This is a genomic window from Streptomyces sp. NPDC026589 (assembly GCF_040638385.1).
In the GTDB taxonomy this organism is placed as follows: Bacteria; Actinomycetota; Actinomycetes; order Streptomycetales; family Streptomycetaceae; genus Streptomyces.
In genome coordinates, this window is sequence record NZ_JBEZYG010000042.1 from 14,349 (window position 1) to 39,449 (window position 25,101).

The window sequence follows — 25,101 nt, forward strand, 5'->3', positions numbered from 1 at the left end:
CTCCCAGCCGTCCGAGTGCCATCTCGAACACTCGTCGCCCAGAGTTCACCGAGGGGTAGGAGCCGGTTCACTTAGGGGGACGGATGCGGACGCGTTCCGGCCCCACCGTGTAACCGTGGGGGTCGGTCCGAGACCCCGGCCTCAGTCTGGAACTGGAGAGGGACTTCCCATGCGCGACGCTTACCACGAGGAACTCGATTCGATCGGAGAGGGCCTGGTCGAGATGGCCCGGCTGGTCGGCTCGGCGATCGGGCGGGCGACCACGTCCATGCTCGACGCCGACCTGGCGCTGGCGGAGACCGTGATCGCCGGCGACCAGAAGGTCGACGACCTCCAGCACGACCTGGAGGCCCGCGCCATCGCGCTCCTCGCCCGCCAGCAGCCGGTGGCGACCGACCTGCGGATCGTGGTCACCTCGCTGCGGATGAGCGCCGACCTGGAGCGCTCGGGCGACCTCGCCCAGCACGTGGCGAAGCTGGCCCGGCTGCGCTTTCCGCAGGCGGCGGTCCCGAACGACCTGCACGCCACCATTCTGGAGATGGGCCAGCTCGCCCAGCGCCTGATGGCCAAGGCGGCCGAGGTCATCATCACCAAGGACGTCGATCTGGCACTCCAGCTGGAGCAGGACGACGACGAGATGGACCTGCTGCACCGCACGCTGTTCCAGCACCTGATGGACGACCGCTGGAAGCACGGCATCGAGACGGCCGTCGACGTGACGCTGCTGGGCCGCTACTACGAGCGCTTCGCCGACCACGCGGTGTCGGTCGCCAAGCGCGTCGTCTACCTGGTGACGGGCGAGCACGCGGACGAGATCCAGGCGGCGGCTCCGGTCGAGGGCGCGTAACGGCGGCCTGGGCCGCCGGTGGCTCTGGCGGCTCCGGCAACGCCGGTAACTCCGACAGCTCGGTGTCTCCGGTAGCCCGGCAGCCGCTGTCGTACCGGAGAACGACGGCGCACGCGGGTCGCACTTATGTTCCTGCACGCGTGCGCCGTTGATGCGCCCGCGGGGGTGGGCATGCAATGGGGCGGGGACGGACGACGCCATGGCCGTGAGCGGTGGGTCATGCCGTACGTCCCCGGCGGCGGCGCACCGGCGTCCGCCGCCCAGCCGTATGCCCTGAGGAGGAACCATGGCCGATTCCCCCACGACCGAACCCCAGCAGGAGACCCCGACCGAAGTGGTGCGTCGAACCGTGCTCGGCGCCTGCGGCTGCGGGTCGGGCTGCGGGTGCGGCTGCCAGTCCGGTGCCCCGTGCCAGTGCGGCGGCTGCTCCGGCTGACCCGCGCCTCCTACGGACGCACGGTGCCCGCCCGGCTTCTGTTCCGGGCGGGCACCATGCGCGTCACCGGCCGTCCGGATCAGCCCGCCCGCTCCACCGCGGCGGCGGGCGCGGCCTCCGGCTCGGCCAGGTCCGGCCGGGCCTCGGCCGGTACGGGCGCGGGCTCGGGCAGGGCGTCAGCCACCGCGTGCTCCTCGCGCGGCAGATCGCGCATCAGCAGCCAGTAGCCGAGGCCGGCGACCGTGCCGATCACGGCGCAGGCGGCCCAGAGCCAGGCGGCGCCGTAGTGGTCGATCACGAAGCCGGACATCAGTGGTGCGACGAGCGCGGCCACCGACCAGGACATCGTGTACACGCCCTGGTAGCGGCCCCGGCCCTTGGCGGGCGACAACTGCACGACCAGGCCCGTCTGGGTGGGCGCGTTCACGATCTCGGCCAGGGTCCAGACGCACACCGTCAGGGCGTACGCGGCGACCGACCCGGCGAAGGCCGTCAGCCCGAAGCCGTACCCGGCGAGCACCGAGGAGATGATCAGCAGCCGACGCGGGTCGCGGTGCTGGATGAAGCGGGTGACGGGGATCTGGAGGACCACGATCAGCACACCGTTGACGGCCATGGCGGTACCGAAGTCGGAGCTGGAGAGCCCGTCCGTACCCATCGCCACCGGCAGTCCCACGTACCCCTGCTGGAAGATCAGCGACACCAGGAACGACAGCCCCACGACCCCCATGAAGCGCCCGTCGCGCAGGACGGTGGTCAGCCGCACCTCGTCCTTGGGCCGCTTGCCGCCGACGGTCTTCACGACCGCTTCCTCGGGCCGCGACTCCGGGACCTTCATGAAGACGAGCACGGCGCACACGAGCGTCATCAGGGCCTCGCCGATGAACCCGGCGAGGTAGCTGTACTCGGCGATGAAGCCGGCCCCGGCGGAGGAGATCGCGAAGCCGAGGTTGATGGCCCAGTAGTTGAGCGAGAAGGCCCGGACCCGGTCCTTCGGGGGCACGATGTCCGCCATCATCGCCTGGACGGCGGGGCGGGAGGCGTTGCTCGCCATGCCGACGAAGAACGCCACGGCGGCGATGGCGAAGGGGTGCACCATGAACCCGAGCACGGCAACCGACACCGCGGTGGAGACCTGGGCGATCAGCATGGTGGGCCGCCGCCCGAGCCGGTCGGTCATCACACCGGCGCCGAGCGACGAGATGACCCCGCCGAGCCCGTGGAGGGCGGCGACGAGCCCGGCGTACGAAGCGGAGTAGCCCCGGTCCAGGGTCAGGTACAGGGCCATGAAGGTCGCGACGAACGCCCCGAGGCGGTTGACCAGGGTGCTGGTCCACAGCCACCAGAACTCGCGGGGCATCCCGGAGACGGTCTCGCGGGCGGCTGTGCGCAGACCGGCGACGGACATAAGGATTCCCCCCACGGGACGTACGGAACGAGGCCTCGGGTAACACCCCCGACAACGTCCGAGACATTACGAAGCCCCGGTCCCCACCCGCCACTGGATTGACGGCCCCCGTCAATCGTCCGCCCGGTGGGCGCTCCCGGCCGGGGCCCTGTCCGCGTTACGGGCGGGCGCGCGGAGCCCGCACGGGTTCGATTACGCTCGGACTCATGGCCGACGCACCGTACAAGCTGATCCTCCTCCGCCACGGCGAGAGCGAATGGAACGCGAAGAACCTGTTCACCGGTTGGGTGGACGTCAACCTCACCGAAAAGGGCGAGAAGGAAGCAGTCCGCGGCGGTGAGCTGCTCAAGGACGCCGGTCTGCTCCCCGACGTCCTGCACACCTCCCTCCAGCGCCGCGCGATCCGGACCGCCCAGCTGGCTCTGGAGTCCGCCGACCGCCTCTGGATCCCGGTCCGCCGTTCCTGGCGCCTGAACGAGCGCCACTACGGCGCGCTCCAGGGCAAGGACAAGGCGCAGACGCTCGCCGAGTTCGGCGAGGAGCAGTTCATGCTGTGGCGCCGCTCGTACGACACCCCGCCGCCGCCGCTGGACCGCGACGCCGAGTACTCCCAGTTCGACGACCCGCGCTACGCGACGCTCCCGCCGGAGCTGCGCCCGGACACGGAGTGCCTGAAGGACGTCGTCGTCCGCATGCTCCCGTACTGGTTCGACAGCATCGTCCCGGACCTCCTCACGGGCCGCACGGTCCTGGTCGCCGCGCACGGCAACAGCCTCCGCGGTCTGGTGAAGCACCTGGACGGCATCTCGGACGAGGAGATCTCGGGCCTCAACATCCCGACCGGCATCCCGCTCTCCTACGAGCTCGACGCCGACTTCAAGCCGCTGAAGCCGGGCGGCACGTACCTGGACCCGGACGCGGCGAAGGCCGCCATCGAGGCCGTGAAGAACCAGGGCAAGAAGAAGTAGGTTTCCTGATCATGCCCCCGACCTGCGCATACGGCGCGGGGCGGGGGCATTTTCACGACCTGGGCCCACTGTGGGACCTCAACGCGGCGAATCCTGCGGCGGCCGGAGTGCCTGCCCGAGTGCCTTCCGGGCCCGGTCCCGGCTGCTCGGCATGAGGTGCGCGTACACCTTCAGCGTCAGGCCGGGGTCGCAGAACGGTGCCCTGTAAGCCGGGCGGGGCTGCTCCTCTTTCGCGGCTTGGCATCCGCGGCGACGCCGCTGGGCCCTGTCTGGGCCCCAACGGGCCCGCCAGAGCCAGGGCAAGAAGAAGTCCGCCTTCTCCGGCTCACCGCGCCCCCTCACCTCGCGGACGGTCGTTTTCGTCCGCGAGGAGGGGGCTCGTTCATGCCGTCGTTCAGCCGGTGCCGCTCACGTCGATGACGTCGTCCTTGTCCGGGGGACGGACGTCCAACGGCTCGTCGAAGGCGCTGAACGACACCGTATTGTCGAACGTGGCGTCCTTGTAGACGACCTTGAGGATGTACGGCTTGCCCTCGGTGGCCACGTGGAAGCCGAATTCACCCTTGGTCTCGTTGTCGGGCACCTTCAGCAGAACCGTCGGCACCCCGTTGATCTCTGACGATTCACCCTTGGTGGCCTTGCCGAACGAGGTGAACTCGTGCGTGCAGTCGGACAGTCCGGCGTCCGGTTTCGAATCGCTGGAAAGGTCCTTGATCCACAGTCTCTGCTCGCCCTTGCCCGCGGTCTTCCGGCCCGACTCCTCCATGTGGGTCCGATTGGGGCGGACGTAGTCCGACCCGTCGATCCGGATCTGGTCGAGCCGGGCGCCCGAGGCCGAGGCCGTCCTGTACGCGCATGTGGCCTTGAGGTCGGTCACCAGGTGGCTGGACCGGTCCTCGCCTCCGGTCACCTTGGTGGCCGTCTCGATGGTCACCGACTTCAGATCGCTCATCGCGGCGTTCGCGTCGTCGAGCAGCTGGGTGGCGGAGGGTTCCTCCGAGGTGCCGCCGTCCGTGCAGCCGGTCAGCGCGACGCCCATGACCAGGCACGCCAGGACCGCTGTCGCAGCCGTCGATATCTTTCGCACAAGAACCCCCAGGTGTGAGCCCGATCATCTCAGACGGGGTGCCCCTGCCTCAGACCGCCGGCTTGCGCCAGACCGAGATGTGCTGGTCCGCGTCCTCGGTGAACAGCGCTCCGTGCCAGTCCGCCACACGTCGTTCCAGCTCCAGCCCGGCGATACGGGCCATCAGGTCGAGCTCCGCCGGCCAGGCGTACCGGTGCCGGGAGCTTCCGCGACGGTAGCGGCCGTCGTCGCCGTCGCGGGTGAAGTGGTGCGAGACGAGGATCTGCTCGACCAGGTCGAAGGTGTCGAAGCCGAGATGCCGCTCGGACACGTCGAACGGCACCGCGACCTGGCCCGGTGGCAGGAACCGCAGGGGCGGAACGCCCAGTTCGACGACGAACCGGCCGCCGGGCGCGAGGTGGCGGGCCGCGTTGCGGAAGCACTCGACCTGCTCGTCCTGGGTGAGGAGGTTCGAGATGGTGTTGTAGACCAGGTAGACCAGGGCGAACTCGCCGGGGACGACCGTGGTGGCCATGTCCCCGATGGTCACCGGGAGGGTGTTCGCGTCGACCTTGCGGCGGAGTACCGCCGCCATCGGTTCGGACAGTTCGATACCCGCCACCGGCACGCCGCGCTCCCGGAGCGGCACGCCCACGCGCCCGGTCCCGATGGCGAACTCCAGGGCCCGGCCGCCTCCGGCGAGTTCGGCGAGGAAGGCGAGGGTCGGTTCGAGGGCGGCGGCCGAGGAGGTCTGGGCCTCCTCGGCGTCGTAGCGGTCGGCGGTCTCTCGGCTCCACAGTTCGCTGCTCGTCACGGGCGACCACTCTGCCGGGAGGCCCGGGGCGCTGTCGACCCAATTGTCCGCGGCCCGGCCCGCTGCCCGCGTGCTCGGCCGGCTCCCCGGGGCAGCGGTCCGGAGTGGAACACTGGAGTTCGACGACAGGACGGGGCACGAGGTGGCGGCTGAGAAGCAGTCGTACAGGGGCACCACCAGGTACGTGGCGTTCCTCGGGATCGTGGCGTTCTGGGCGGCGGCGAGTTCCGGAAACGAGCCCTATGTCAGGGTGTTGGCCGGGATCTCCGCCGCCGCTGCCGCGCTGCACCTCGGCTTTCTGCCGCTCATGCGGCGTCGCCACCGCCGCTCGGCCGCCGCTGAGCTCTGAGCGCTGACCGCTGACGCACGCGGTCGGCGAGGCACCGTTGTCAGTGCCCCCTGCCACCATGGTCATCATGGCGACCTACCTGCTCACCGACATCGAACAGGCCCTCCGCAGCAGTTGGAGCGCCGAGACCTGCACCCCGGAGTACCGGGACCGCTGGACTCCGGACAATCCGGCGCGGGACCAGTGCGGGGTGACCGCCATGGTGCTCAACGACCTGCTGGGCGGGGAGCTGATCCGGGGCGAGGTCCATGTCGGCGGGGTGCGCACCGACTTCCACTGGTGGAACCGCCTGGGCATGGGCGTCGAGATCGATCTGACCCGGGAGCAGTTCGGGCCGGAGGAGACCGTCGTCGGCGGTGACGTCATCGTCAGGCCGCCCGTCAGCGAGTGGCGACGGCTTCAGGAGGAGTACGCGATCCTCCGCGACCGGGTCGCGGAGCGGCTCGGGCGGGGCTGAGGGCGCCGACGGCGGCCCGTTCCGCGCCGGTGGCGGACAGCGCGGGCCGCACCGCCGTGTACCTGGGGCGCACCCCTGTCCGTGCCCGTTCCGAGACCCCGCCGGGCCGGCCGAAGTGCCCCTCGTACGCACTACGGTGGGCCCATGCCGTCCGTGTGCTTCCAGGGCAAGGGGATCGAGGAGAGCGATCATGGGTGAGTCTCTGAAGACCTTCGTCGGCGGTGCCGAGGTCGAGGTGCCCAACAGCATCCCGGACATCCGGGCCGCGCTGCCCGACGAGAGACGCGAGGAGTTCGATCTCGCGATCAACGAGGCCGGGGTGCACGAGATTCAGGCCGTCATGCGGCACTGGATGCTGGAGGCCGTCCCCGATCCCGAGGCCGAGAAGATCCTGGACCGGCTGGCGCAGGACGAGGCCGAGAGGCGGAGCGTCGCTTGAGCTTCCGTATCTCCTACGCGCCGCCCGCCGACGACACCCTGGCCAAGATGCGCGGCGGCGAGGCATTCCGGGACGAGATGGCCCGCACGCTCGGCGAGGAGCCGTACGGCCACGCGTCCTCCGCCGTCAAGAGCGAACGGGACCGGCGTGAGGCGACCGTCTCCGGGGCCATCGTCCTCTACTACGTCTCCCGGTCCGTCCTGACCGTCACCGTGGTCCGCCTCGTTCCCCTGCCCTGACCACCGGCGGGGCGGGCGGGAAGGGCAGGGGCGCGGCGCGGGTTCCGTACGTCAGGCGAGCTTCTTGTCCTGCGCCGCCACGACCTCCGCCGGCACCTCGAACTTCACGTCGCCGCCCGCCGCGGCCAGGTTGAAGGAGAAGAACGTCGCCACGGTGGCCTCCTTGCGCAGCGCCGCCAGCTTGAACGGGGCGGTGTCGCCCTCGTCCTCGGAGGTGACGGTCCAGGCCGCGGCCTCGTCGCCGCCGGTGACCTTCTCCTCGGTGATCGAGGCGACCTTCGTCGGCGTGCCCGCGACCGTGGCGGTGAAGCCGCCCGCACAGTCCGCGGCGGCCTTCTTCAGCGCGGCGAACGCGTCCGGGCCCGCCGTCCCCTCGTACGAGTGCAGCGCGACGAAGGTGGACGTCAGGTTGAAGGCGTCCTTGAACGCCTCCCCGGCTTCGCCTTCCGCCATGTCCTCCAGCGACTTCTTCTTGCCGTCGGTCTTCGGCTCGTCGATCACCTTGCGCTTCGTGGTGGCCACCGAACCCTTCTGTGCCACACCGAACATGGCGTGGGCGACCGGCAGGCAGCCTTCCTTGTCGACCTCGACGCCGTCCGCCGGAACCTCGTCGGCCGGGCCTGCCTTGGTGACCTTGCGGCCCTGCACGTCGCCCTGGGCGAGGGTGGCCTTCTCCAGCTCGGCGGCGGTGAGCGCCTTGGCCGGGGTCTTCGGGGCCGAACTGCTGCCGCCCCCGGCGCCCTTGTCGTCCTTCCCGTCCTTCTTGTCGGCGTCCGACGTGCCACCGCAGGCGGTGGCCAGCAGGGTGAGGGCGGCCGCGGAGGCGGCGAGGGCGGTACGGCGTACGGCAGTGGCGCGCATGGTTCTACTTCCTGCAATCTCCGGCTCGGAAGCAACCGCCCTGTTCCTGTACGGCACTTCGACTCCGTCTGGGACGGGCCGTCGCAGTGGTCCACACTTTACGATCGAACCTGTGGGCGATGGCCGGTCAAGTGGGCCCCTCCGTCGATCGTGATTCTGATGTGATCATCCCGTGAACACGCTGTGTGGCTCCTCCGCACGACCCCGCCGCACTGCGCCGCCGTACAACCCCGCCGCACTGCCCCGCCGTACCACCCCGCCGTGCACCTCGCTCCCGCCGTACGAAAGGGCGTCACCCGTATGTCCGGCCACGTCCCCGGCCCGCCGCTCGGCCGCGTCCTCGACGCCCTCGGGGTCGGCGAACGCGACATCGCCTCGCGCGCCACCCTCACCGGCGGCACGTACAACACCGTCACCCGCGTCACGCTCACCGACGGCCGCGACTGGGTGGTCAAGACGCCTCCGCCGCACACCGCCGCCCTGCGGTACGAACGGGACCTCCTCGTCAACGAGGCCGCCTTCTACACCGCCGCCGCGCAGGCCGGCGGCCCCGCCGTCCCCCGCGTCGTCCGCAGCGAACCGGACCCGGCCTCACCGACCGGTGCGTACCTGGTCATGACCGCCCGCCCCGGCCGCCCCTGGCACGAGGTCAGCGGTACGGCGAGCGCGGACGACGAGCCCCGGCTGCGCGCCGAACTCGGCGACGCCGTCGGCCGGTTGCATTCCGTGACCGGGCCCGCCGGGTTCGGCTATCCCGCCGAGCCGTTCGGGCCGCTCGCCCCCACCTGGCGTGCCGCCTTCACCGCGATGACCGAGGCCGTGCTCGCCGACGCCGAGATCTACCGGGCCCGGCTGCCGTACCCCGTCGGCCACATCCGTACGGTGCTGGCGGGCGCGGCCCACGTGCTGGACGACGTCACCCGGCCCGCCCTCGTCCATTTCGACCTGTGGCCGGGAAACCTGCTGGTCACAGGCGATCCCGGCGCGCGTGCCATCGGCGGGATCATCGACGGGGAGCGGATGTTCTGGGGCGACCCGGTGGCCGACTTCGTCTCCCTCGCGCTCTTCGGGGACATCGAGGAGGACCGGGACTTCCTCGACGGGTACGCGCGGTCCACCGGCGAGGCGGTGGAGTTCACGGACTCGCTGCGGACCCGCTACGCGCTGTACCGAAGCTACCTCTACCTGATCATGCTGGTTGAGACCGTGCCCCGCGCGGTCGGTCCCGAAGCCGCCGAGGAGACGTGGGGGTTGGTCGCGCCCCATCTCCTCCACGCCCTGGACGCCGTCCGTGGCGGCGTCGGCTGACAGGCTGGTCCGTGGCGGCGGCGTCCGACCGGCCTCAGCGCGGGCGCACGCCCCGCCGCGCCTCGTACAGGTCGGCCGACCGGACCGAAGGGAGGGATGCGCCCGTCAGCTGCCGGACGGGCGCCGGGTCAGATGGCTGAACGCGTCCAGATTCCGGGTGGACTCGCCGCGCGACACCCGCCACGCGTACTCCTTGCGGATCGAGCTCGCGAAACCGAGCTCCAGGAGGGTGTTGAACGCCCCGTCCGCCGCTTCGAGGACCACGCCGAGCAGCCGGTCCAGCTCATCGGGGGTGACCACCGACAGCGGCAGCTTGCCGACCAGGTAGACGTCGCCGAGCGAGTCGATCGCGTAACTCACACCGAACAGGCGGAGGTTGCGCTCCAGCAGCCAGCGGTGCACCTCGGCGTCGTTCTCGTCGGGGTGCCGGACGACGAACGCGTTGAGGGAGAGGGAGTGCTTGCCGACGATCAGCGAACAGGTCGTCGACAGCTTGCGGGTGCCGGGCAGCGTCACGACGTAGTTGCCGCGCCCCGGGCTCTCCCATGCGAGCCCGGCATCGTTCAGCGTCGCCTCGATGACCTGGGCCGCTGCGGTTTCGTCCGGTACGTCAGCCATGCTGCGAGCCTACGACAGAGCGCCGGGACGCACGGGACGGGCTCAGCCGTGGTGCGCCCGGGCCCGGCGGCGGTGGTCGCAGAGCGCGGCCGTGTACACGTCGGCGGTCGCCGAGGCGGCCGTGTCCCAGCCGAAGGACTGGGCGTGCGCCGCGGCGGCCGCCCCCATCCGCTCCACGAGCTCCGGCGCGTCCGCGAACCGCCCGAGCGCGCGGGCGTACGCCTCCGGCTCGTGCCCCTGCACCAGGAAGCCGCCGACCCCGTCGCGCACCGCCACCGGGAGCCCGCCCACGGCCGCGGCGACCACGGGGGTGCCGGTCGCCTGCGCCTCTATGGCGACCAGCCCGAAGGATTCGCTGTAGGACGGCATGACCAGCACCGACGCGGCGCGGAACCAGTCGGCGAGCCGGTCTTGGCCCACCGGCGGGTGGAACCGTACGACGTCGGCGATGCCGAGGCGCGCGGCCAGCTTCTGGAGCCCCTCGGGCTTGGCGAGTCCGCTGCCGCTCGGGCCTCCGACCACCGGCACGACGATGCGGGACCGCAGGGACGGGTCCCGGTCCAGGAGCACCGCCACGGCGCGCAGCAGCACGTCCGGGGCCTTCAGCGGCTGGATACGGCCCGCGAAGAGCGGGATCAGCGCGTCCTGCGGCAGTCCGAGCCGGGCCCGCGCGGCGGCGCGGGCGGACGGGGCATCCCTTGGACGGAGCGTGTCGGAGCCCTCGGGGAAGGGGCGGAAGCGGTCCAGGTTGACGCCGGGGTGCACGACGGCGACCGCGGCGGGGTCGGCGTCGTAGAAGCGGACGAGCTCGTCGGCCTCCTCGGCGGTGTTGGCGATCAGCCGGTCGGAGGCGTTCACGATCTGGGTCTCGCCGATGACCCGGGCGGCCGGCTCGGGGGTGTCCCCCTCGGCGAGCGCGGCGTTCTTGACCTTGGCCATGGTGTGCATGGCGTGCACGAGCGGGACGCCCCAGCGCTGGGCGGCGAGCCAGCCGACCTGGCCGGAGAGCCAGTAGTGGGAGTGCACGAGGTCGTAGTAGCCGGGGCGCTGGCCGGCCCAGGCCTGCATCACGCCGTGCGTGAAGGCGCAGAGCTGGGCGGGCAGCTCCTCTTTGGCGAGACCCTCGTACGGGCCGGCGTCGATGTGCCGGACCAGGACGCCGGGCGCCAGCTCGACCGCGGGGGCCAGCGAGCCGTTGGTGGCCCGGGTGAAGATCTCGACCTCGATGTTGATCGCGGCGAGGCGCTTGGCCAGTTCGACGATGTAGACGTTCATCCCGCCCGCGTCGCCCGTGCCGGGCTGGTGGAGCGGGGACGTGTGCACGGAGAGCATCGCGATGCGGCGGGGCTTGCGGGAGGCACCGGAGAAGCCTCCGGGAAACCTGAGGCGCGCGGCCGTGCGGGTGGAGCCGAGCCGGGAGACGTACTGGCTCACCTCGTCGGTCCTCCTCGATCGGGGCATGGTGACCGGAGGGCACCGGGGTCCTCCGAAGGGCGAGAACAGTGGAATCCCGTCTTTCATTTCCACTTTGCCAAATCATTACGTTGCCGGGCGGCGCGTCGCGCGGCGACGGCGGGACGTCCGGGCAGCCACCGCGCCCCGCCCCGTCGCTACGCCCGGCCCATGCGTCGGCACCCCGGCGCTACGCCCGGCCCATGCGTCGGCGCCCTGTCGCACACGCTCGACCCCTGCGCCGGCACCCCGTCGCATACGCTCGACCCCATGCGCCAGCGCCCCATCGGAACCGCCACCCGCGGGACCACCAACCCGAACCGGCTGCGCCGCATGGACCGCTGGATCGCCGACGCACACGGCCCGGCCCTGCGCCGCGCCGGAACGCCGGTCGCCGTCGACCTCGGTTACGGGGCGGCCCCCTGGACCGCGGTCGAGCTGCTGGACCGGCTGCGCACCGCCGAGCCGCGCACCGTGGTGGCGGGCATCGAGATCGACCCGGAGCGGGTCGCCGCCGCGCAGCCGTACGCCCGCGAGGGGCTCACCTTCGTACACGGCGGCTTCGAGGTCCCGCTGGACGTCCGGCCGCTGCTCATCCGGGCGGCGAACGTGCTGCGCCAGTACGACGAGGACCAGGTCGCCGAGGTCTGGGGGCGGTTGTGCTCCCGCCTCTCCCCGGACGGGCTCCTGGTGGAGGGGACCTGCGACGAGATCGGGCGCCGGCACGTCTGGGTGGCGCTGGGCCCCGAGGGGCCGCGCACGGTCACCTTAGCGACCCGGCTCGGCTCACTGGAGCGCCCCTCGGACCTCGCGGAACGCCTGCCGAAGGCGCTGATCCACCGCAACGTCCCGGGTGAGCCGGTCCACGCGTTCCTGCGGGACTTCGACCGGGCCTGGGCGACGGCCTCCCCGTACGCCTCGCTCGGCGCGCGGCAGCGCTGGATCGCGGCGGTGCGGGCGGTGTCGGCCGACTGGCCGGTGACGGACGGGGTGCGGCGGTGGCGGCAGGGCGAGATCACCGTGCCGTGGGGCGCGCTGCGGCCCCACAGCCACTGAGGCCTTGCCCGGAAGGGCAGAAATCCTCCGCTCCGGGAACGCCGCAGAGGGACCGTTCGTCCCAGTGAGGGGAGAGGACGCCGGTCGCAGCGGAGCGCGCGCCGGCCGGGCCGGGGGGAACCATGACGAAGTAGCCCTGCGGGGGCGGTAGGTGACGCGTCGGGTACCGTCGGCCCCTGTTGCTTTACGGGACGACATGGCACGATCGCGACGTTGCCGAGAAGTTACTGACGGTAAATCAGATGCACGTTGTCGCCTTCGTCCGGAGGCGGGCCCGGAGTAACCACCCGGAGGGGGAGCTCGTGAACCGACGCCACCGCGCCACTGCCGCCATCACGCTGGTCTGTGCGCTGGCCCTGCTGACGTCCACGGGCCAGGCCATGGCCGCCCCGGTCCCGGAGCCCTCGCCCTCCCCGTCCGCCTCCGCCGGCTCGCCGCCCCGCTACTCCAACGCGGACCTCGAAAAGGTCCGCGAGCAGATCGACACGCTGTACCGGAAGGCGGGCGCGGCGACGGACGCGTACAACCTCGCCGAGGAGCAGACGAAGAAGCAGTCCGGCGAGATCGTGAAGCTGGCCAAGGCGATCGTCGACGGCCAGGCGCGCATCGCCGCCCTGAAGGACCGGGCCGGGGCCCAGGCCCGCGAGCAGTACCGCAACGGCGGCCTGCCGCCCGGCGCGCAGCTGGCCCTGAGCAACGACCCGAAGCTGTTCCTGGACGGACTCAACCAGGTCCGCCAGAGCCAGCAGGCGTCCAAGTCGCTCCTGGCCGATCTGACCCAGACGCAGCAGGACCTGGAGACGTACACCCAGGACGCCAGCACCAACTGGGAAAAGCTGGAGACGATCCGGGTCAAGCAGGCCAAGGCCAAGAAGAAGATCAACGCCCAGATCAAGGCGGCGGAGAAGCTCGAATCGCAGCTGGAGAAGACGGAGCGCGACCGGCTCCGCCAACTGGAGCGGGACGCCGCGGACAAGGCCCAGACCGCCTGGCTCTCCTCCAGCGCCGTCAAGGACGTCAGCGGCGAGGCGAGCGAGGGCGGAACGGCCGCGGTGGCCTTCGCGACGGCGCAGATAGGCAAGCCGTACGTCTGGGGAGCCGAGGGCCCCGGTTCGTACGACTGCTCGGGGCTGACCTCACAGGCGTGGCTGGCGGCGAAGCGCACGATCCCGCGCACCTCGCAGGAACAGTGGCGGCTGCTGCCGCGGATCGACATCCAGGACATGCGCCCCGGCGACCTGATCATCTACCACGCGGACGCCAGCCACGTCGGGATGTACGTCGGCGACGGCTCGATCGTCCACGCCCCGCGCCCCGGCCGCAACGTCACGCTGGCCGGCGCCGGCTCGATGAAGATCCTCGGCGTGGTCCGCCCGGACAAGTAGGACCGACCGGACGGACAACCGATACACAAGGCCGACGACCGGACAGATACGCGGGACCGGCGACCGGCCGCAAGGGCAGGGACGGGCGCATCGGCAGGGACGGGCGCACACGCAGGGCCGGCCCCCTACCCAGGACCGCAGGACCGGGGCGGCCCGATCCAGCCCCCCGAGGGCGCGGCGGGTCGGCGATCGACGACGCGGCCCTCCCGAGGCCGTGGGCGGGCCCCGTGGGCGGGCCCCGTGAGCGGGGCCACGCCGCCACCCGTGGGCGCGTGATGTTTGTCATGCGCGCCTATCCGCCGTTATGGCCGCCCGTCGCGCCGGATCCGTGTGGGGACGCGGCTTATGGCGGCGCGTCCGGCGGGGGCCGGTCCCGGTGCGCCATTCCGTTCCCCCACCGCGGACCGCTATCGTCCCCGTCTGGCGGATCGTCGATCGTCGACCCGCCGCGCCCTCGGGGGGAGGGAAGGAAACGCGAACCGATGCCCGTACCCGTACCGCAGCAGCGAGCCGTTCCCGCTGCGGAGACCTCGCACGGCGACCTCACCCTGCTGGTGATCGAGGACGACCCGGCGGGCACCACCATCACCGTCCCCGAACTCTCGGCAGCGGCCGGGACCCGGGTCCGTATCCGTACCGCCCGCAACCTCACCGAGGCCGCGCGGCTGCTCACCGACGACGTCGACTGCATCCTGCTGGACCTGGCGCTGCCCCTCACGGGCGGCGGGCCCGGCCCCGGCACGCCCACCACCGACGCCGGGACGGCAGGCACCGGCACGTCCGGCGGATCGCTGCCCGAGCTGCCCGAGCCCGTCTCCGCGCGGGCCGACGAGCTGGCGGCCCTCACCCACGTACTCCGCATCGCACCGCTGCACGCGGTCCTCGCGCTCACCGCGCAGGACGACACGGAGCTGGCGGCCGAGGCGGTCCGGGTCGGGGCGCAGGACTATCTCTTCCGGGGCGAGCTGGACGCGCGCGTCCTGAGCCGCGCCATCCGGTACGCCGTGGAGCGCAAGCGCGCCGACATCGCCCAGCACCAGCTGACCGAGTCCCGGCTGCGCGCCCAGGAGAACGCCCGCCTGGAACGCGGCCTGCTCCCCACCCCGCTGCTGGACGGTTCCGGCCTGAGCTTCGCCGCCCGCTACCGCCCCGGTCGCAGCCGCGCCCTCCTCGGCGGCGACTTCTACGACGTCGTCCGCACCCCGGACGGCACGGTGCACGCGATGATCGGCGACGTCTGCGGACACGGCCCGGACGAGGCGGCGCTCGGCGTCGAGCTGCGGATCGCCTGGCGGGCGCTGACCCTGGCCGGGCTGTGCGGGGACGAGCTGCTCTCCACGCTCCAGCAGGTGCTGGAGCACGAGCGGCAGAGCGAGGAGATCTTCGCGACGCTCTGCACCGTGGACATCGCCCCCGACGGGCGGCGGGCCGGACTCTGCCTGGCCGGGCATCCCGCGCCGCTGCTCGCCCGCCACGGCCTGCCCGCCCGGCTGCTCCCGTACGAGGACGGCGGCCCGGCCCTGGGGCTGCTGCCGCGGGCCCGTTGGCCGCGCCGTCAGGTCGAGCTGGGCGGCGCCTGGAGCCTGATGATGTACACGGACGGGCTCATCGAGGGGCGCGTGGGGACCGGAGGCAGTGAGCGGCTCGGCCAGGACGGCATGGTCGCGATGGTCAACAGCCGGCTGGAACAGGGGCTGGCGGGCGAGGAGCTGCTGGAGGCGGCGGTCGCCGAGGTGCGTGAGATGAACGGCGGCGAGCTGACCGACGACGTGGCGGTCCTGCTGCTGGGCCGCGATCCGGAGCGGATACGACGATGGGGCGGCAGCGCACCGCGCTCCCACCCCGCCTCCGTCGACCGGCCGCCGTCCCCGTCCGTGAGGGCGGCGAGGGCTCAGCGCCCGCCGTTGTAGGGACCGTACGGGCCGTCACTGCTGGAGCCGCCGCTGCGGCCACCGCCGCCGCCCGAGACCGCCTTGAGCGCGGGACGCACGTCGACCATGAACACGATCGACGCGACCACACCCGCGAGCTGCAGGAAGAGCATCGGGATCAGCAGGTTCACGGCGACGGCGACACCCAGGATCACCAGCCAGAAGGATTTCTTCTTCTTGTCGGCGGCACGGTAGGCGTCCTCACGGGCGGTCGCCGCGAAGACGAACGCGACCACAGCCAGCACCAGCATCGCCAGATAGAGCAGCTGGAGGAGCGAGCCGAACGCTGAGAGCAACATGGTGTCTACCGCCTAGTGAGTGGATGAGCGCCCTGCGGCCGGAAAGGCCAAGGTACCGGGACAACGAGCCGGCCACCCGTAAAGGTGCCCGCCCCGCGCCCCGGTCACGCGTCCCGCGACCCGCGTACCGGAAGGACCCGTGGGGGTCACTTGCCGGTGGGCGGCGGGGTCTTCCTGGCCGCGGGCTTGCGCGGCGCGGGCGTCTTCTTGGCAGGCGCGGCCTTGGCCTCGGCGGACTCCACCGGAGCGGCGGGCGCGGCCTTCGTCGCGGCGGGCGCGGCCTTCGGCTTGGGCTCCGCCTCGACGACGGTGGCGATCTCGACGATCTCCTCGGCCGTCTCCCCGCGCCAGGTGCGTACCGTCTGCTCGCCGTGCTCGGCGACCTTCTCGTACGTCTCCCGGGCCTTGATCGCGTACTCGGCGGCCACGCCCACACTGCGGAGCGCCAGGTCCTGAGCGCTCTCGCCCAGCTTCTTCAGGTCGGCGGCGTCGAGCGAACCGAACACCTCGGTGACCTTCGCCTGCACGGTGGCCTGGGCCTCCTTGGCCTGTGTGGTCACCTTCTCCTGCACGGCCTTGGGGTCGGTGTTGCGCACGGCGTCGATCCGCTCGGGCGCCTCGGCCCGCAGCTGCTCGATCAGCGCCGGAACCTTGCGCGCCTGCTGCACGGCCAGGTCGGCCGTGCCGGCGGCGAAGTAGAGGGGGGTGGGGTCGGTGAGGGTCTTGCGCAGGTCATCGGTGATGGCCATGACTGTGGTCCTCCCGGATCATCAGAACCAGCTGTTCAGCTGTGAGGGTCTTGGTCTTCGGTGGCGTCCGCACCGGCGCCGTCGCCGTTACGGGGCCCGGCATCTTTACGGTGCCCGGCATCTCCGCCCGCGCCGGCGTCCGCATCGGGCCCGGGGACGAATCCGTTCTCGCGGCGGAAGGAGTCGTAGATCTGCAGCAGCACGTTCTTCTGCCGCTCGTTGATCGACGGATCGGCCAGAATGACCGCCCGCGTCTCCAGCTCCTCCCGCTCCCGCTCGTCGAGGATCCCCGCACGTACGTACAGGGTCTCGGCCGAGATCCGCAGCGCCTTGGCGACCTGTTGGAGCACGTCCGCACTGGGCTTGCGCAGACCGCGCTCGATCTGGCTGAGATACGGGTTCGACACCCCGGTCGCCTCGGCGAGCTGCCGCAGCGAGAGCTGCGCCGCACGGCGCTGCTCCCGCAGGTACTCCCCGAGATTGCCGACGTTGAGTGATGCCATGACTCCGATAGTGCCCACCTTTGCTAACTTTTGCAAGCACATGCTTGCAAAAGTGTCGCGCGCCACTGCGCTGGTGAGTGAGTCTGAGCACGATAGGTGTCGTATGCGCATGACAACTGTCGTCATCCGCGTCCGGCCTCCTGGCGCAGGTGCTCTTGGACCGGCCTCCGTGGGTCGCCGAGAAGCGGCGTTGTCGGTGGGCTCTGCCAGGGTGTGCGTCGTGGATGAACTGGTGGAGCGTGTCGACGGTCAAGATCGCGTGCTGGGGGTGGTCAGCCGTCGGGAGGCCATCCGGGAGGGTTGGCTGCATCGGGTCGCCGTGACGGTGTGTCGTGATGAGCGTGGACGGATCCTCGTCCACCGACGGTCGGAGCGGGTATCGCGCTTCCCCGGGCTCTATGAGGTCGAGGTCGGTGGCGCCGCGCATGCCGGCGAGTCCTATGAACAGGCCGCCGCGCGGGAACTGGCCGAAGAGCTGGGTATTCGTGCGCTGCCGCGCCTGCTGTTCACGTTCATCAACCGCAGCGGCTTGAGCCCTCACTGGCTCGGCGTGCACGAAGCCGTGGTGCCGGATGCCATGGTCCCCGATCCCGATGAGGTCGCCTGGCATGGCTGGCTGACCGAGCCGGAGCTCGGCTCGACCCTGTTGGAGTGGCGCTTCACCCCTGACAGCCACGAAGCCTTCAGCCGGTATCTCGCGTTCCGGACCGCGCAGTAGGGGCACCAGTCGGCCGTAGTCGTCGAGCGGTAATCCCCCAAGCCCTGGCCGGGTGAGCCACTAGGGCATCTACGGGGACTGGACGGCGGGTCCGGGCCGGCCGGGGGCGGGGCTTCGGCCGTGAGACGTGTCAGACCCGGGTGCGACACTTCGGCCCATGTCCCTTGCTGATCTCACTCTCGACCAGTGGCGGTCCTTCGAGCTGCCTGCCGCACGTCGCATCGCCCAAGAGGCCGCGCACCAGGTGGATGGCCGGGTGACCGTCGTGGAGACCGTCGAGCATCTCGGTGCTCCGCTGCACCGGGTTCGGATCGAGCGGGACGGGCAGGAATTCGCCCTGATACCCGGCGGTACGGTGGCCCTGGGGTTCGATCTCGACACCTGGCAGCCCACGCCCGAGCAGGCCGCCGACTACGCGGAGAGCCTGGAACAGGGATTCGGCTACGGCCCCGATCTGCGAGCCCACCTCGCAGAAGTGCTCAGCCCCCGCCGGAGCGTCAGCCTGGCCACGGTGCTCATGGCCGTGCAGGACGAGGCTCTGACCGAGCTGCCTGCCGCCATGCCGGCCGTCCTCGCGGCTCGCGGCCTGCGGATGCCGAGCTCCGACGAGTGGGAGCACGCCTGCGGAGCCGGAGCGGACACGCTGTTCCGGTGGGGGAACGACTTCGCCTTCGGCAGCATCCCCTACGGCGACGACACCGGCCCGCACCAGCAGCTGAGCGGCTTCGGTCTGCGCATCGCCTACGACACCTACAGCACCGAGCTGACGAGCGACGTCACCGCGGCCCATGGTGGTGACGGTGGTGAGTCGGTGTGCGGAGGGTACGGCTGGGTGTTGGCGTGGCTGCCCCTGGCCACGGCCAACCGCAACCCCTCCATGGCCGAGTTCGCGTACGGCCCGGACGGCGAGGGCCTCTGCGAGGACTTCTCCACCCGGCCCGTGCTCCCGCTCTGAACTGCCCGGGACCGGCCCAAGGTTCACGGCTCGCGCCTTCCCGCCGGCGGATCATTCGGCGCCGAGGCCGTCGACCAAGCGGTTGAGGAAGCGGGTGAACGTGGCCTCGGGCGTCAGGGAGCGCCCGGGGGCCGAAAGGGCTTCGGCCAGCTCCGGGTGGTGGCCGTCCGTGGCGACGGCGGTGAGGTAGCGGGCTTCGGCCGCGGCCCGGTCGGGCGACCGTGCGGCCGCGGCCTGCGTGATCTCGTAGGAGATGTGCCCGGCCACGAAAGCGGTGAGCTGGGCGAAGACCTCCAGTTTCGCCGCACCGCCCAGTCCGGTGGGCCGCAGGGCGGCGAGCGCCCGCTCCAGGAAGGCCAGGGCGTTGGGGCCGAGGGTCCGGCGAGCGGCCAGCGCACCGGGCAGCCAGGGGTGCCGCAGCATGAGGGCGCGCTGGAGATGGGCGATGGCCTTCAGGTCGGCGCGCCAGTCGCCAGTGGGTGCGTCCGTCGTCGGCAGTTCGCCGCTGACGTGGTCGACCATCAGCTCCAGCAGCGTCTCCTTGTCGGGGGCGTAGCTGTAGAGCGACATGACACCGGCCCCGACCTCCGACGCGACCCGCCGCATGGTGACCGCGTCGAGCCCCTCCGCGTCCGCCACGGCGACGGCCGCCGCCGTGATCGCCGCTCGGCTGAAGGCGGGCTTGCGCCCCCTGCGGGGCCCGGACGGGACCAGCCAGAGCTGTTGGGGGTCGACGCCCCCGGTGCCGGACGCGCCGTCACGGGTCACGATCTCCGTCGCCCCCTCTCCTCGCTGCGGCCCCCCGCGGGAACCATCCAAGCAGTGGGAACCATCCAAGCATCCGCTATTCTCGTACGTAGTACGAGAATAGCGGAGGGAACGATGACATCACCTACGCACGACACCGCACCGCACCCGGCCTGGACACCGCCTTCCGGGAAGCCGCCGTGGTCGTCGCGGCTGATGAGGGCGACCTGGCGTGGCCTTCCGGCCGCACGGCACGACGTCGGATGGGAGCCGGGGCTGACGGTTCCGGCCGCTGACGGCAGTCCGTTGATCACCGATCACTACTTCCCCCGCGCGGAGGGCGACTTCCCCACCCTGGTCGTGCGCTCGCCGTACGGCCGAGGCCTGCCGTGGTCTCCCCTGTACGGCATGCTCTTCGCCGAACAGGGCTTCCGAGTGGTCCTGCAGAGCTGCCGGGGCACCGGCGGCTCGGGCGGCCGGTTCGACCTGTGGCGCAACGAGGCCGCCGACGGCCTGGCCACGGTCTCCTGGCTGAGGGAGCAGCCCTGGTTCAACGGGGTACTGGGAACGGTCGGCCCCAGTTACCTGGGGTACACACAGTGGGCACTCGCCCTGGACCCGCCGCCGGAGCTGAGGGCGATGGTGGTGCAGGTGGGTCTGCACGACCCCTACGCCCTGTTCCACGCGGACGGCGCCCTCCGCCTGGAGAACGCCCTCCTCGTCGGCTCCGGCATGACGTACCAGCACCAGGGGCTGGCGCCGTTCGTCAGAGGGACGCTGCGCCTGCAGCGCCGGCTCCGGCGGGTCGTCACCGCGTGGCCCCTGCGCCGGGCGTACGAGTCGGCCCTCGGTGGCGAAGTGCCCTGGCTGGACGACGTGATGACCCACGCGGACGCCGACGGCCCGTACTGGTCCGGCGCGTCCGCGGGAGAGGCCGCGGAGCGGCTGACGGTGCCCACCTGCCTGATCACCGGGTGGCACGACGCGCTGACCGACCAGACCTTCGAGCAGTACGGCCGGCTGCGTCGCGCCGGCTGCGGGACCGCCCTGCTCGCCGGTCCCTGGACCCACGCCTCAGCGCTCCAACAGGGGTGGCCCGAGGTGTTCGCCGAGAGTCTCGCCTGGCTGCGCGCGCATCTGTGCGCGGACCCTTCCGGCCTGCGCCCCACCGCAGTGCGCGTCCACATCGGCGGCGCGAACGCGTGGCGGGACCTCGACGACTGGCCGCTGTCCCCGGCCGTCACGTCGTGGTGGCCCGCCCCCGGCGGGTATCTCACCCGGCAGGCCCCCACGGACTGCGCACCGCTGACGTCCTTCCTCTACGATCCGGCGGCCCCCACCCCCTCGCTCGGCGGCCCTCTGCTCTCCCGGACCGCCGGACCTCGCGACAACAGCGCCCTGGAGGCCCGGGACGACGTCCTGACGTTCACCGGACCGCCGCTGGCCGAAGCGGTGGAGGTCCTCGGCCCGGTCTCCGCGCGGCTGAGCATCTCCACGGACACCGGATACGCCGACGTCTTCACCCGCCTGTGCGACGTGGACGCTCAGGGGCGTTCCACCAACGTCTGTGACGGGTTCGCCCAGGTGAGGACGGTCGGGCAGGCGCCTTCGGAGGTCACCGTGCCGATGAGCTCCACCGCCCACCGCTTCGCCGCGGGTCACCGTATTCGCTGGCAGATAAGCGGCGGTGCCCATCCGCGCTTCGCCCGCAGCCCCGGCACCGGGGCGTCGGCGGTCGACGCCGAGGAGTACGTCCCCGTACGGATCACGCTGCACACGGGCTCAGCCCTGATGCTCCCCCAGGATGAGCGAGATGGGCGAGATGAGCGAGATGAGCGAGCGACAGGTGACCGGGGCGACGGAGATGGCCAGGGCGCCCCGGGGTGACCGGGTGACCGGGATGCCCATGGGGCAGGCCGGTCAGCGGCCCCGTCGTCCCGACCCCGGATCTTGTTCCGAAGATCGTTCTGTTGGAGGCTGAAGCATGCATACTCAACCGACGTTCATCCTCGTCCACGGCGCCTTCGCGAATTCGTTCTCGTTCGCGCCCCTCCAGGCCGAACTCGCCCTGCTCGGGCACCGCTCGGTCGCGGTCGACCTTCCGGGGCACGGATTCGAGGCGACGTCGCCGGCCTCCTACCAGGCTCCCCAGGATCTGGACGCGCTGGCCACGGAGCCGGGAGGCATCAAGGGAGTCACGCTCGCGGACAACGCCGCCCGCGTGATCGATGTCCTCGAACGGGCCAAGCGGAACGGCCCCACCGTCCTCGTCGCCCACAGCAGGGGCGGCATCACGACCACCGCCGTCGCCAACGCCCGGCCCGACCTGATCGACCGGATCGTCTACGTCTCCGCCTGGTGCCCCGTCGAGCTGGAGGTGGGCGGCTACTACGCCCAGCCGGAGATGGCCGACGTCGACGCGGGAGCCCTCACCGGCGCACTCGTCGGGAACCCGGCCGAACTCGGGCTGCTGCGCTTCAACTTCCGCACGGCCGACCCGACAGCGCTCACCCTGCTCAAGCAGGCCTTCGCCGCCGACCTCACCGATGACGAGTTCCGGACCTTCCTCAGTACCTTCCAGTGCGACGAGAACCTCGACGCCGGTACGGCAGCCGACCGGGTACAGGCCACGACCTGGGGCCGGATACCCAGGACCTACGTCCGCCTGGCCGCCGACGCCAGCGTTCCGCCCGCCGTGCAGGACCGCATGATCCGCGAGGCCGACGCGCTCACGCCCGACAACCCCTTCGACGTCCGGACGCTCGCCGGCAGTCATCTGCGCTGGCTCGTCCACCCGAAGCCCGCCGCCGAGCTGCTCGCCGGCCTCGCGGCGCTCTGACCGCCCGCCCGGCCGAGGAGAGCGGACGCCCCGGGATCCCCGGCCGGGTGCGGGAGCCGCCGGGGACCGAGCGGCAGGCGGGGCCGGAGCGGAAATCGGCTCAGCCATAAGCGTTTTGGGCCCCCAGTGGGCCCGTGGGCCCCTGACCGGGCAGCCGCCCGGCCCTATCGTCTATGCGGGTAGATCCTCGTATCCACTGATGCCGCCGCCCCGGACACCCACGCGCCCCCGCGCCCACGCGCCCGGACACCCACGCACCCTGACGTCCCACGTGCTCGACCCGCTTCGCTTCGAGGGAGACATGATGTGCCGATCCTGTGCCACCATCACCGCGCCGGCGGAAACACCGGCGGACACGGAGCGCCCGGACCGCGGCCTGTCCCGTCGGCGGCTGCTGGCGGGCCTGGGGCTGGGCGCGCTCGCCGTGAACCTCTCGGCCGGGGCCTCCACAGCGGCGACGACGGCAGCGGCGGCGAAGGACGGGGCGTGGGCCAATCCCGCCCTGGGCCGGTTCCCGGCCGGGGGCCACTACGGCGCGCCCCGGGGCGGCGCGTCCCACGCCGGCCAGGACGTCAGCAACTCCACGGGCACCGCCGTCCACGCGGCGGCCGGGGGCACGGTCGTCCGCCGGTCGTGGGGAGGGGGGCTGCCGGGCCGGACCGGTAACGCCCTGGTGATCGCGCACGGCGACAACCAGTACACGTACTACGGTCACCTCAGCGCCTACCGGGTCGCGCTCAACGCCAGGGTCTCGGCCGGACAGCGCATCGCCGACATGGGGGCCACGGGTAACGTGACCGGGCCCCACCTGCACTTCGAGACTCACGCGGGACGCCTCGGCACCACGGTGAACCCGGTGGCCTTCCTGGCCGCCCGGGGCGTGGACCTGTCGGGCGGCTGGTCGAGGATCGCCCCGGGCGCGCGCGGCGCCACGGTCGTGGTGATCCAGCACCTGATGAACCAGCGCGGCCACAAGCTGGCCGCCGACGGGCAGTACGGCTCCGTTTCCGTCGAGGCGGTCAAACGGTTCCAGCGCTCCAGGGGGCTGGCGGCCGACGGCCAGGTCGGACCGGCCACCTGGCCCGAACTCGTGTACACGCTGCGGCAGGGGGCGAGCGGGTCCCACGTCCGCGCCCTGCAGACCGCGCTGAACAGACGCGGTGCCCGCCTGGCGGTCGACGGCGGGTTCGGTTCCGTCACCACGAGCGCCGTACGCGCCTACCAGAGCGGCAACCGCCTGGTGGTCGACGGCGAGGCGGGCCCGGTGACCTGGCGGGCGCTGACCGGCTGACCGCCGCCGAGTGTGGGACACACGGTGACGCGTGATGTCCCGCGGGCCGCCCGCAAGGGCGGCAGTGGTCGGCCATGAACGGTCCGGCGGCCGTTTATGGTCGACCACGTCCCCCCGCACCCGGCGCACCGACGCCGAAACCCACCGCAGGAGTCCAGTACCAGGCATGTGTACACGACCCACCCCCGGTGACAACGGCACTCCGGCAGCGCCTCCCGTGGCCTCTCCGGCCTCTCTGGCCCCTCCGACCCCTGCGGCCCCCGTGGGCCGCGCCTTCGACGCGGTGCTCTGCGATCTCGACAACGTCGTCCGCTTCTACGACACCGCCCCGCTCGCCGCCCTGGAGCGGGCCGCCGGACTTCCGGAGGGCACCACGACCGACATCGCCTACGCACCCGAGGTCGACCTCCCGCTGCTCCTGGGCCGGATCACCCCGGACGCCTGGGTGGCTGCCATCGCCGCCGGGCTCGTGGAGCGGGTGGGCGCGGACCGGGCCCACGCACTGGGCCGGGCGCTCGCGGACGCGCCGTTTTGGGCCGACGAGGAGGTCGTGGCGCTGCTGCGCCGGGCCAGGACCCACGTGCCCCTGGTACTCGTCACCAATGCGACCCTCCAACTGGAGGCAGACCTAGCCCTCTTGGGCCTTTCCGATCTGGCCGACGCGGTCGTGAGCAGCGCGGTGGAGCAGGTGGCCAAGCCCGACCCGGCCATTTACCGCATCGCGGCCGCGCGGGCGGGCGTACCGCCGGCCCGGTGCCTGTTCGTGGACGACCGGCAGGAGAACGTCGACGCGGCCGCCGCCCTCGGCATGACCGGCGTCCTCTACCGCGAACCTGCGGATCTTCGACGGGCGTTGGGCCCTTGCGCCGAGGTGGCGGGAAGCGCGGAGGCGGCGGGGAGCGCGGAGGCGGCAGATGGGGCGACCGACCGGGCGCAGCAGCTCGCCGCGCGGGCGCGGTGAGCCCGGTGGGCCGGGACCAGGAGATGCTGTCCGGCGGACTGGCCAACGCCGGAGCCGTCGTCCGTCACGGCGACGCCGTCGAACGCCCCGCCCCACCGCATGCCGCCCTCCTGCACGCCCACCTCCGGGCCCTCCGGGAGCAGGGGTTCGACGGCGTACCCGTCCCTCTGGGGGTCTCGGCCTCCGGGCGCCGTGAGCGGCTCTCGTACGTCCCCGGCGAGGTCGCCGTCGCCCCGCACCCGCCCTGGGCCTGGACGGACGGGGCCCTGCGCTCCGTGGGGGCGCTGCTCCGGCGCATGCACGACGCGGCGGCGGCCGGGCCGATGTCGGCCCGCCGCATCGGGGCAGCTGTCGTCCACGATCCGGACACCTGCGGGCTCGGCATCATCACCGAGCGCGACATCC

The 25,101-nt window shown here is 72.0% G+C and carries 27 protein-coding genes and 1 pseudogene; 18 read left to right on the plus strand and 10 right to left on the minus strand.

What is annotated here, in order from left to right; translation table 11 throughout:
- The first annotated feature begins 169 nt into the window (after positions 1-169).
- Positions 170-847, plus strand: coding sequence for a phosphate signaling complex protein PhoU (gene phoU / locus AB0F29_RS39375; RefSeq protein ID WP_018959812.1), 678 nt, complete (start codon positions 170-172; stop codon positions 845-847).
- Positions 848-1,133: 286 nt separating this feature from the next.
- Complete coding sequence (locus tag AB0F29_RS39380) at positions 1,134-1,283, plus strand: hypothetical protein (protein WP_003968180.1); 150 nt, start codon at positions 1,134-1,136, stop codon at positions 1,281-1,283.
- A 79-nt stretch (positions 1,284-1,362) separates the two neighbouring features.
- Here AB0F29_RS39380 and AB0F29_RS39385 read toward each other — a convergent pair whose 3' ends face one another.
- Positions 1,363-2,691, minus strand: coding sequence for an MFS transporter (locus tag AB0F29_RS39385; protein WP_361883194.1), 1,329 nt, complete (start codon positions 2,689-2,691; stop codon positions 1,363-1,365).
- Positions 2,692-2,897: 206 nt separating this feature from the next.
- On the opposite strand from AB0F29_RS39385, the gene AB0F29_RS39390 reads away from it, so the two are divergent.
- Positions 2,898-3,659, plus strand: a complete 762-nt coding sequence (locus AB0F29_RS39390; protein WP_018959814.1) for a phosphoglyceromutase — start codon at positions 2,898-2,900, stop codon at positions 3,657-3,659.
- A 394-nt stretch (positions 3,660-4,053) separates the two neighbouring features.
- On the opposite strand, the gene AB0F29_RS39395 is transcribed toward AB0F29_RS39390, so the two are convergent.
- Complete coding sequence (locus tag AB0F29_RS39395; protein WP_361883250.1) at positions 4,054-4,698, minus strand: hypothetical protein; 645 nt, start codon at positions 4,696-4,698, stop codon at positions 4,054-4,056.
- A 97-nt stretch (positions 4,699-4,795) separates the two neighbouring features.
- Positions 4,796-5,539 (minus strand): class I SAM-dependent methyltransferase, encoded by a 744-nt coding sequence (locus tag AB0F29_RS39400; RefSeq protein ID WP_361883197.1) that lies wholly within the window; start codon positions 5,537-5,539, stop codon positions 4,796-4,798.
- Between the two features lie 142 nt (positions 5,540-5,681).
- Here AB0F29_RS39400 and AB0F29_RS39405 point away from each other — a divergent pair, with 142 nt between their 5' ends.
- The 4 genes from AB0F29_RS39405 (at position 5,682) to AB0F29_RS39420 (ending at position 7,023) form a co-directional block, all read left to right on the plus strand.
- Entirely contained in the window at positions 5,682-5,888 is a 207-nt protein-coding gene (locus AB0F29_RS39405) for a hypothetical protein (protein WP_361883200.1), read from the plus strand.
- Between the two features lie 67 nt (positions 5,889-5,955).
- Positions 5,956-6,345 (plus strand): hypothetical protein, encoded by a 390-nt coding sequence (locus AB0F29_RS39410; protein ID WP_361883203.1) that lies wholly within the window; start codon positions 5,956-5,958, stop codon positions 6,343-6,345.
- Positions 6,346-6,535: 190 nt separating this feature from the next.
- Complete coding sequence (locus tag AB0F29_RS39415; RefSeq protein ID WP_003968171.1) at positions 6,536-6,784, plus strand: hypothetical protein; 249 nt, start codon at positions 6,536-6,538, stop codon at positions 6,782-6,784.
- Entirely contained in the window at positions 6,781-7,023 is a 243-nt protein-coding gene (locus AB0F29_RS39420; RefSeq protein ID WP_018959818.1) for a hypothetical protein, read from the plus strand. Before AB0F29_RS39415 ends, AB0F29_RS39420 begins: the two co-directional genes overlap by 4 nt.
- A 51-nt stretch (positions 7,024-7,074) precedes the next feature.
- Here AB0F29_RS39420 and AB0F29_RS39425 read toward each other — a convergent pair whose 3' ends face one another.
- Positions 7,075-7,884 carry a hypothetical protein gene (locus tag AB0F29_RS39425; RefSeq protein ID WP_361883206.1) on the minus strand — a complete coding sequence of 270 codons (810 nt, stop codon included), beginning with the start codon at positions 7,882-7,884 and terminating at the stop codon, positions 7,075-7,077.
- A 300-nt stretch (positions 7,885-8,184) separates the two neighbouring features.
- On the opposite strand from AB0F29_RS39425, the gene AB0F29_RS39430 reads away from it, so the two are divergent.
- A complete protein-coding gene (locus AB0F29_RS39430; protein ID WP_361883253.1) occupies positions 8,185-9,192 on the plus strand; it encodes an aminoglycoside phosphotransferase family protein in 1,008 nt (335 codons plus the stop codon).
- Positions 9,193-9,297: 105 nt separating this feature from the next.
- Here AB0F29_RS39430 and AB0F29_RS39435 read toward each other — a convergent pair whose 3' ends face one another.
- Both AB0F29_RS39435 and mshA read right to left on the minus strand, forming a co-directional pair.
- Positions 9,298-9,810: a YbjN domain-containing protein gene (locus AB0F29_RS39435; RefSeq protein WP_361883209.1), complete on the minus strand. Its 513-nt coding sequence runs from the start codon at positions 9,808-9,810 to the stop codon at positions 9,298-9,300.
- Between the two features lie 42 nt (positions 9,811-9,852).
- Complete coding sequence (gene mshA / locus AB0F29_RS39440) at positions 9,853-11,244, minus strand: D-inositol-3-phosphate glycosyltransferase (RefSeq protein ID WP_361883212.1); 1,392 nt, start codon at positions 11,242-11,244, stop codon at positions 9,853-9,855.
- Positions 11,245-11,532: 288 nt separating this feature from the next.
- Between mshA and AB0F29_RS39445 the strand changes: the two genes are divergently transcribed.
- From AB0F29_RS39445 to AB0F29_RS39455, 3 genes are all read left to right on the plus strand, one after another.
- Entirely contained in the window at positions 11,533-12,318 is a 786-nt protein-coding gene (locus tag AB0F29_RS39445) for a class I SAM-dependent methyltransferase (RefSeq protein WP_361883215.1), read from the plus strand.
- A gap of 302 nt (positions 12,319-12,620) precedes the next feature.
- On the plus strand, positions 12,621-13,703 hold the full coding sequence (locus AB0F29_RS39450) for an NlpC/P60 family protein (RefSeq protein ID WP_361883218.1): 1,083 nt from the start codon (positions 12,621-12,623) through the stop codon (positions 13,701-13,703).
- Positions 13,704-14,185: 482 nt separating this feature from the next.
- On the plus strand, positions 14,186-15,613 hold the full coding sequence (locus tag AB0F29_RS39455; RefSeq protein WP_361883221.1) for a SpoIIE family protein phosphatase: 1,428 nt from the start codon (positions 14,186-14,188) through the stop codon (positions 15,611-15,613).
- On the opposite strand, the gene AB0F29_RS39460 is transcribed toward AB0F29_RS39455, so the two are convergent.
- The 3 genes from AB0F29_RS39460 to AB0F29_RS39470 all read right to left on the minus strand — a co-directional run bounded on the left by AB0F29_RS39460 (position 15,595) and on the right by AB0F29_RS39470 (position 17,185).
- Entirely contained in the window at positions 15,595-15,933 is a 339-nt protein-coding gene (locus AB0F29_RS39460) for a DUF2516 family protein (RefSeq protein WP_018959825.1), read from the minus strand. The genes AB0F29_RS39455 and AB0F29_RS39460 overlap by 19 nt on opposite strands.
- A gap of 146 nt (positions 15,934-16,079) precedes the next feature.
- Positions 16,080-16,682, minus strand: a complete 603-nt coding sequence (locus AB0F29_RS39465) for a hypothetical protein (protein WP_361883224.1) — start codon at positions 16,680-16,682, stop codon at positions 16,080-16,082.
- Positions 16,683-16,717: 35 nt separating this feature from the next.
- Positions 16,718-17,185 (minus strand): helix-turn-helix transcriptional regulator, encoded by a 468-nt coding sequence (locus AB0F29_RS39470; protein WP_361883226.1) that lies wholly within the window; start codon positions 17,183-17,185, stop codon positions 16,718-16,720.
- A gap of 211 nt (positions 17,186-17,396) precedes the next feature.
- On the opposite strand from AB0F29_RS39470, the gene AB0F29_RS39475 reads away from it, so the two are divergent.
- On the plus strand, positions 17,397-17,903 hold the full coding sequence (locus AB0F29_RS39475) for an NUDIX domain-containing protein (RefSeq protein ID WP_361883255.1): 507 nt from the start codon (positions 17,397-17,399) through the stop codon (positions 17,901-17,903).
- Positions 17,904-18,060: 157 nt separating this feature from the next.
- Positions 18,061-18,858 carry a hypothetical protein gene (locus AB0F29_RS39480; protein WP_361883229.1) on the plus strand — a complete coding sequence of 266 codons (798 nt, stop codon included), beginning with the start codon at positions 18,061-18,063 and terminating at the stop codon, positions 18,856-18,858.
- 51 nt (positions 18,859-18,909) lie between these two features.
- Here AB0F29_RS39480 and AB0F29_RS39485 read toward each other — a convergent pair whose 3' ends face one another.
- Positions 18,910-19,626, minus strand: a complete 717-nt coding sequence (locus AB0F29_RS39485; protein ID WP_361883232.1) for a TetR/AcrR family transcriptional regulator C-terminal domain-containing protein — start codon at positions 19,624-19,626, stop codon at positions 18,910-18,912.
- Between the two features lie 114 nt (positions 19,627-19,740).
- Here AB0F29_RS39485 and AB0F29_RS39490 point away from each other — a divergent pair, with 114 nt between their 5' ends.
- From AB0F29_RS39490 to AB0F29_RS39510, 5 genes and pseudogenes are all read left to right on the plus strand, one after another.
- Entirely contained in the window at positions 19,741-21,492 is a 1,752-nt protein-coding gene (locus AB0F29_RS39490) for a CocE/NonD family hydrolase (protein WP_361883235.1), read from the plus strand.
- A 97-nt stretch (positions 21,493-21,589) separates the two neighbouring features.
- Complete coding sequence (locus AB0F29_RS39495) at positions 21,590-22,444, plus strand: alpha/beta fold hydrolase (RefSeq protein ID WP_361883238.1); 855 nt, start codon at positions 21,590-21,592, stop codon at positions 22,442-22,444.
- A 301-nt stretch (positions 22,445-22,745) separates the two neighbouring features.
- Complete coding sequence (locus tag AB0F29_RS39500) at positions 22,746-23,735, plus strand: peptidoglycan-binding protein (RefSeq protein ID WP_361883241.1); 990 nt, start codon at positions 22,746-22,748, stop codon at positions 23,733-23,735.
- A gap of 166 nt (positions 23,736-23,901) precedes the next feature.
- The gene (locus tag AB0F29_RS39505) at positions 23,902-24,696 is read left to right on the plus strand and encodes an HAD-IA family hydrolase (RefSeq protein ID WP_361883244.1); all 795 of its coding nucleotides are present in this window, start codon (positions 23,902-23,904) and stop codon (positions 24,694-24,696) included.
- 23 nt (positions 24,697-24,719) lie between these two features.
- Positions 24,720-25,101: pseudogene (locus AB0F29_RS39510) on the plus strand (aminoglycoside phosphotransferase family protein); the annotation flags it as partial.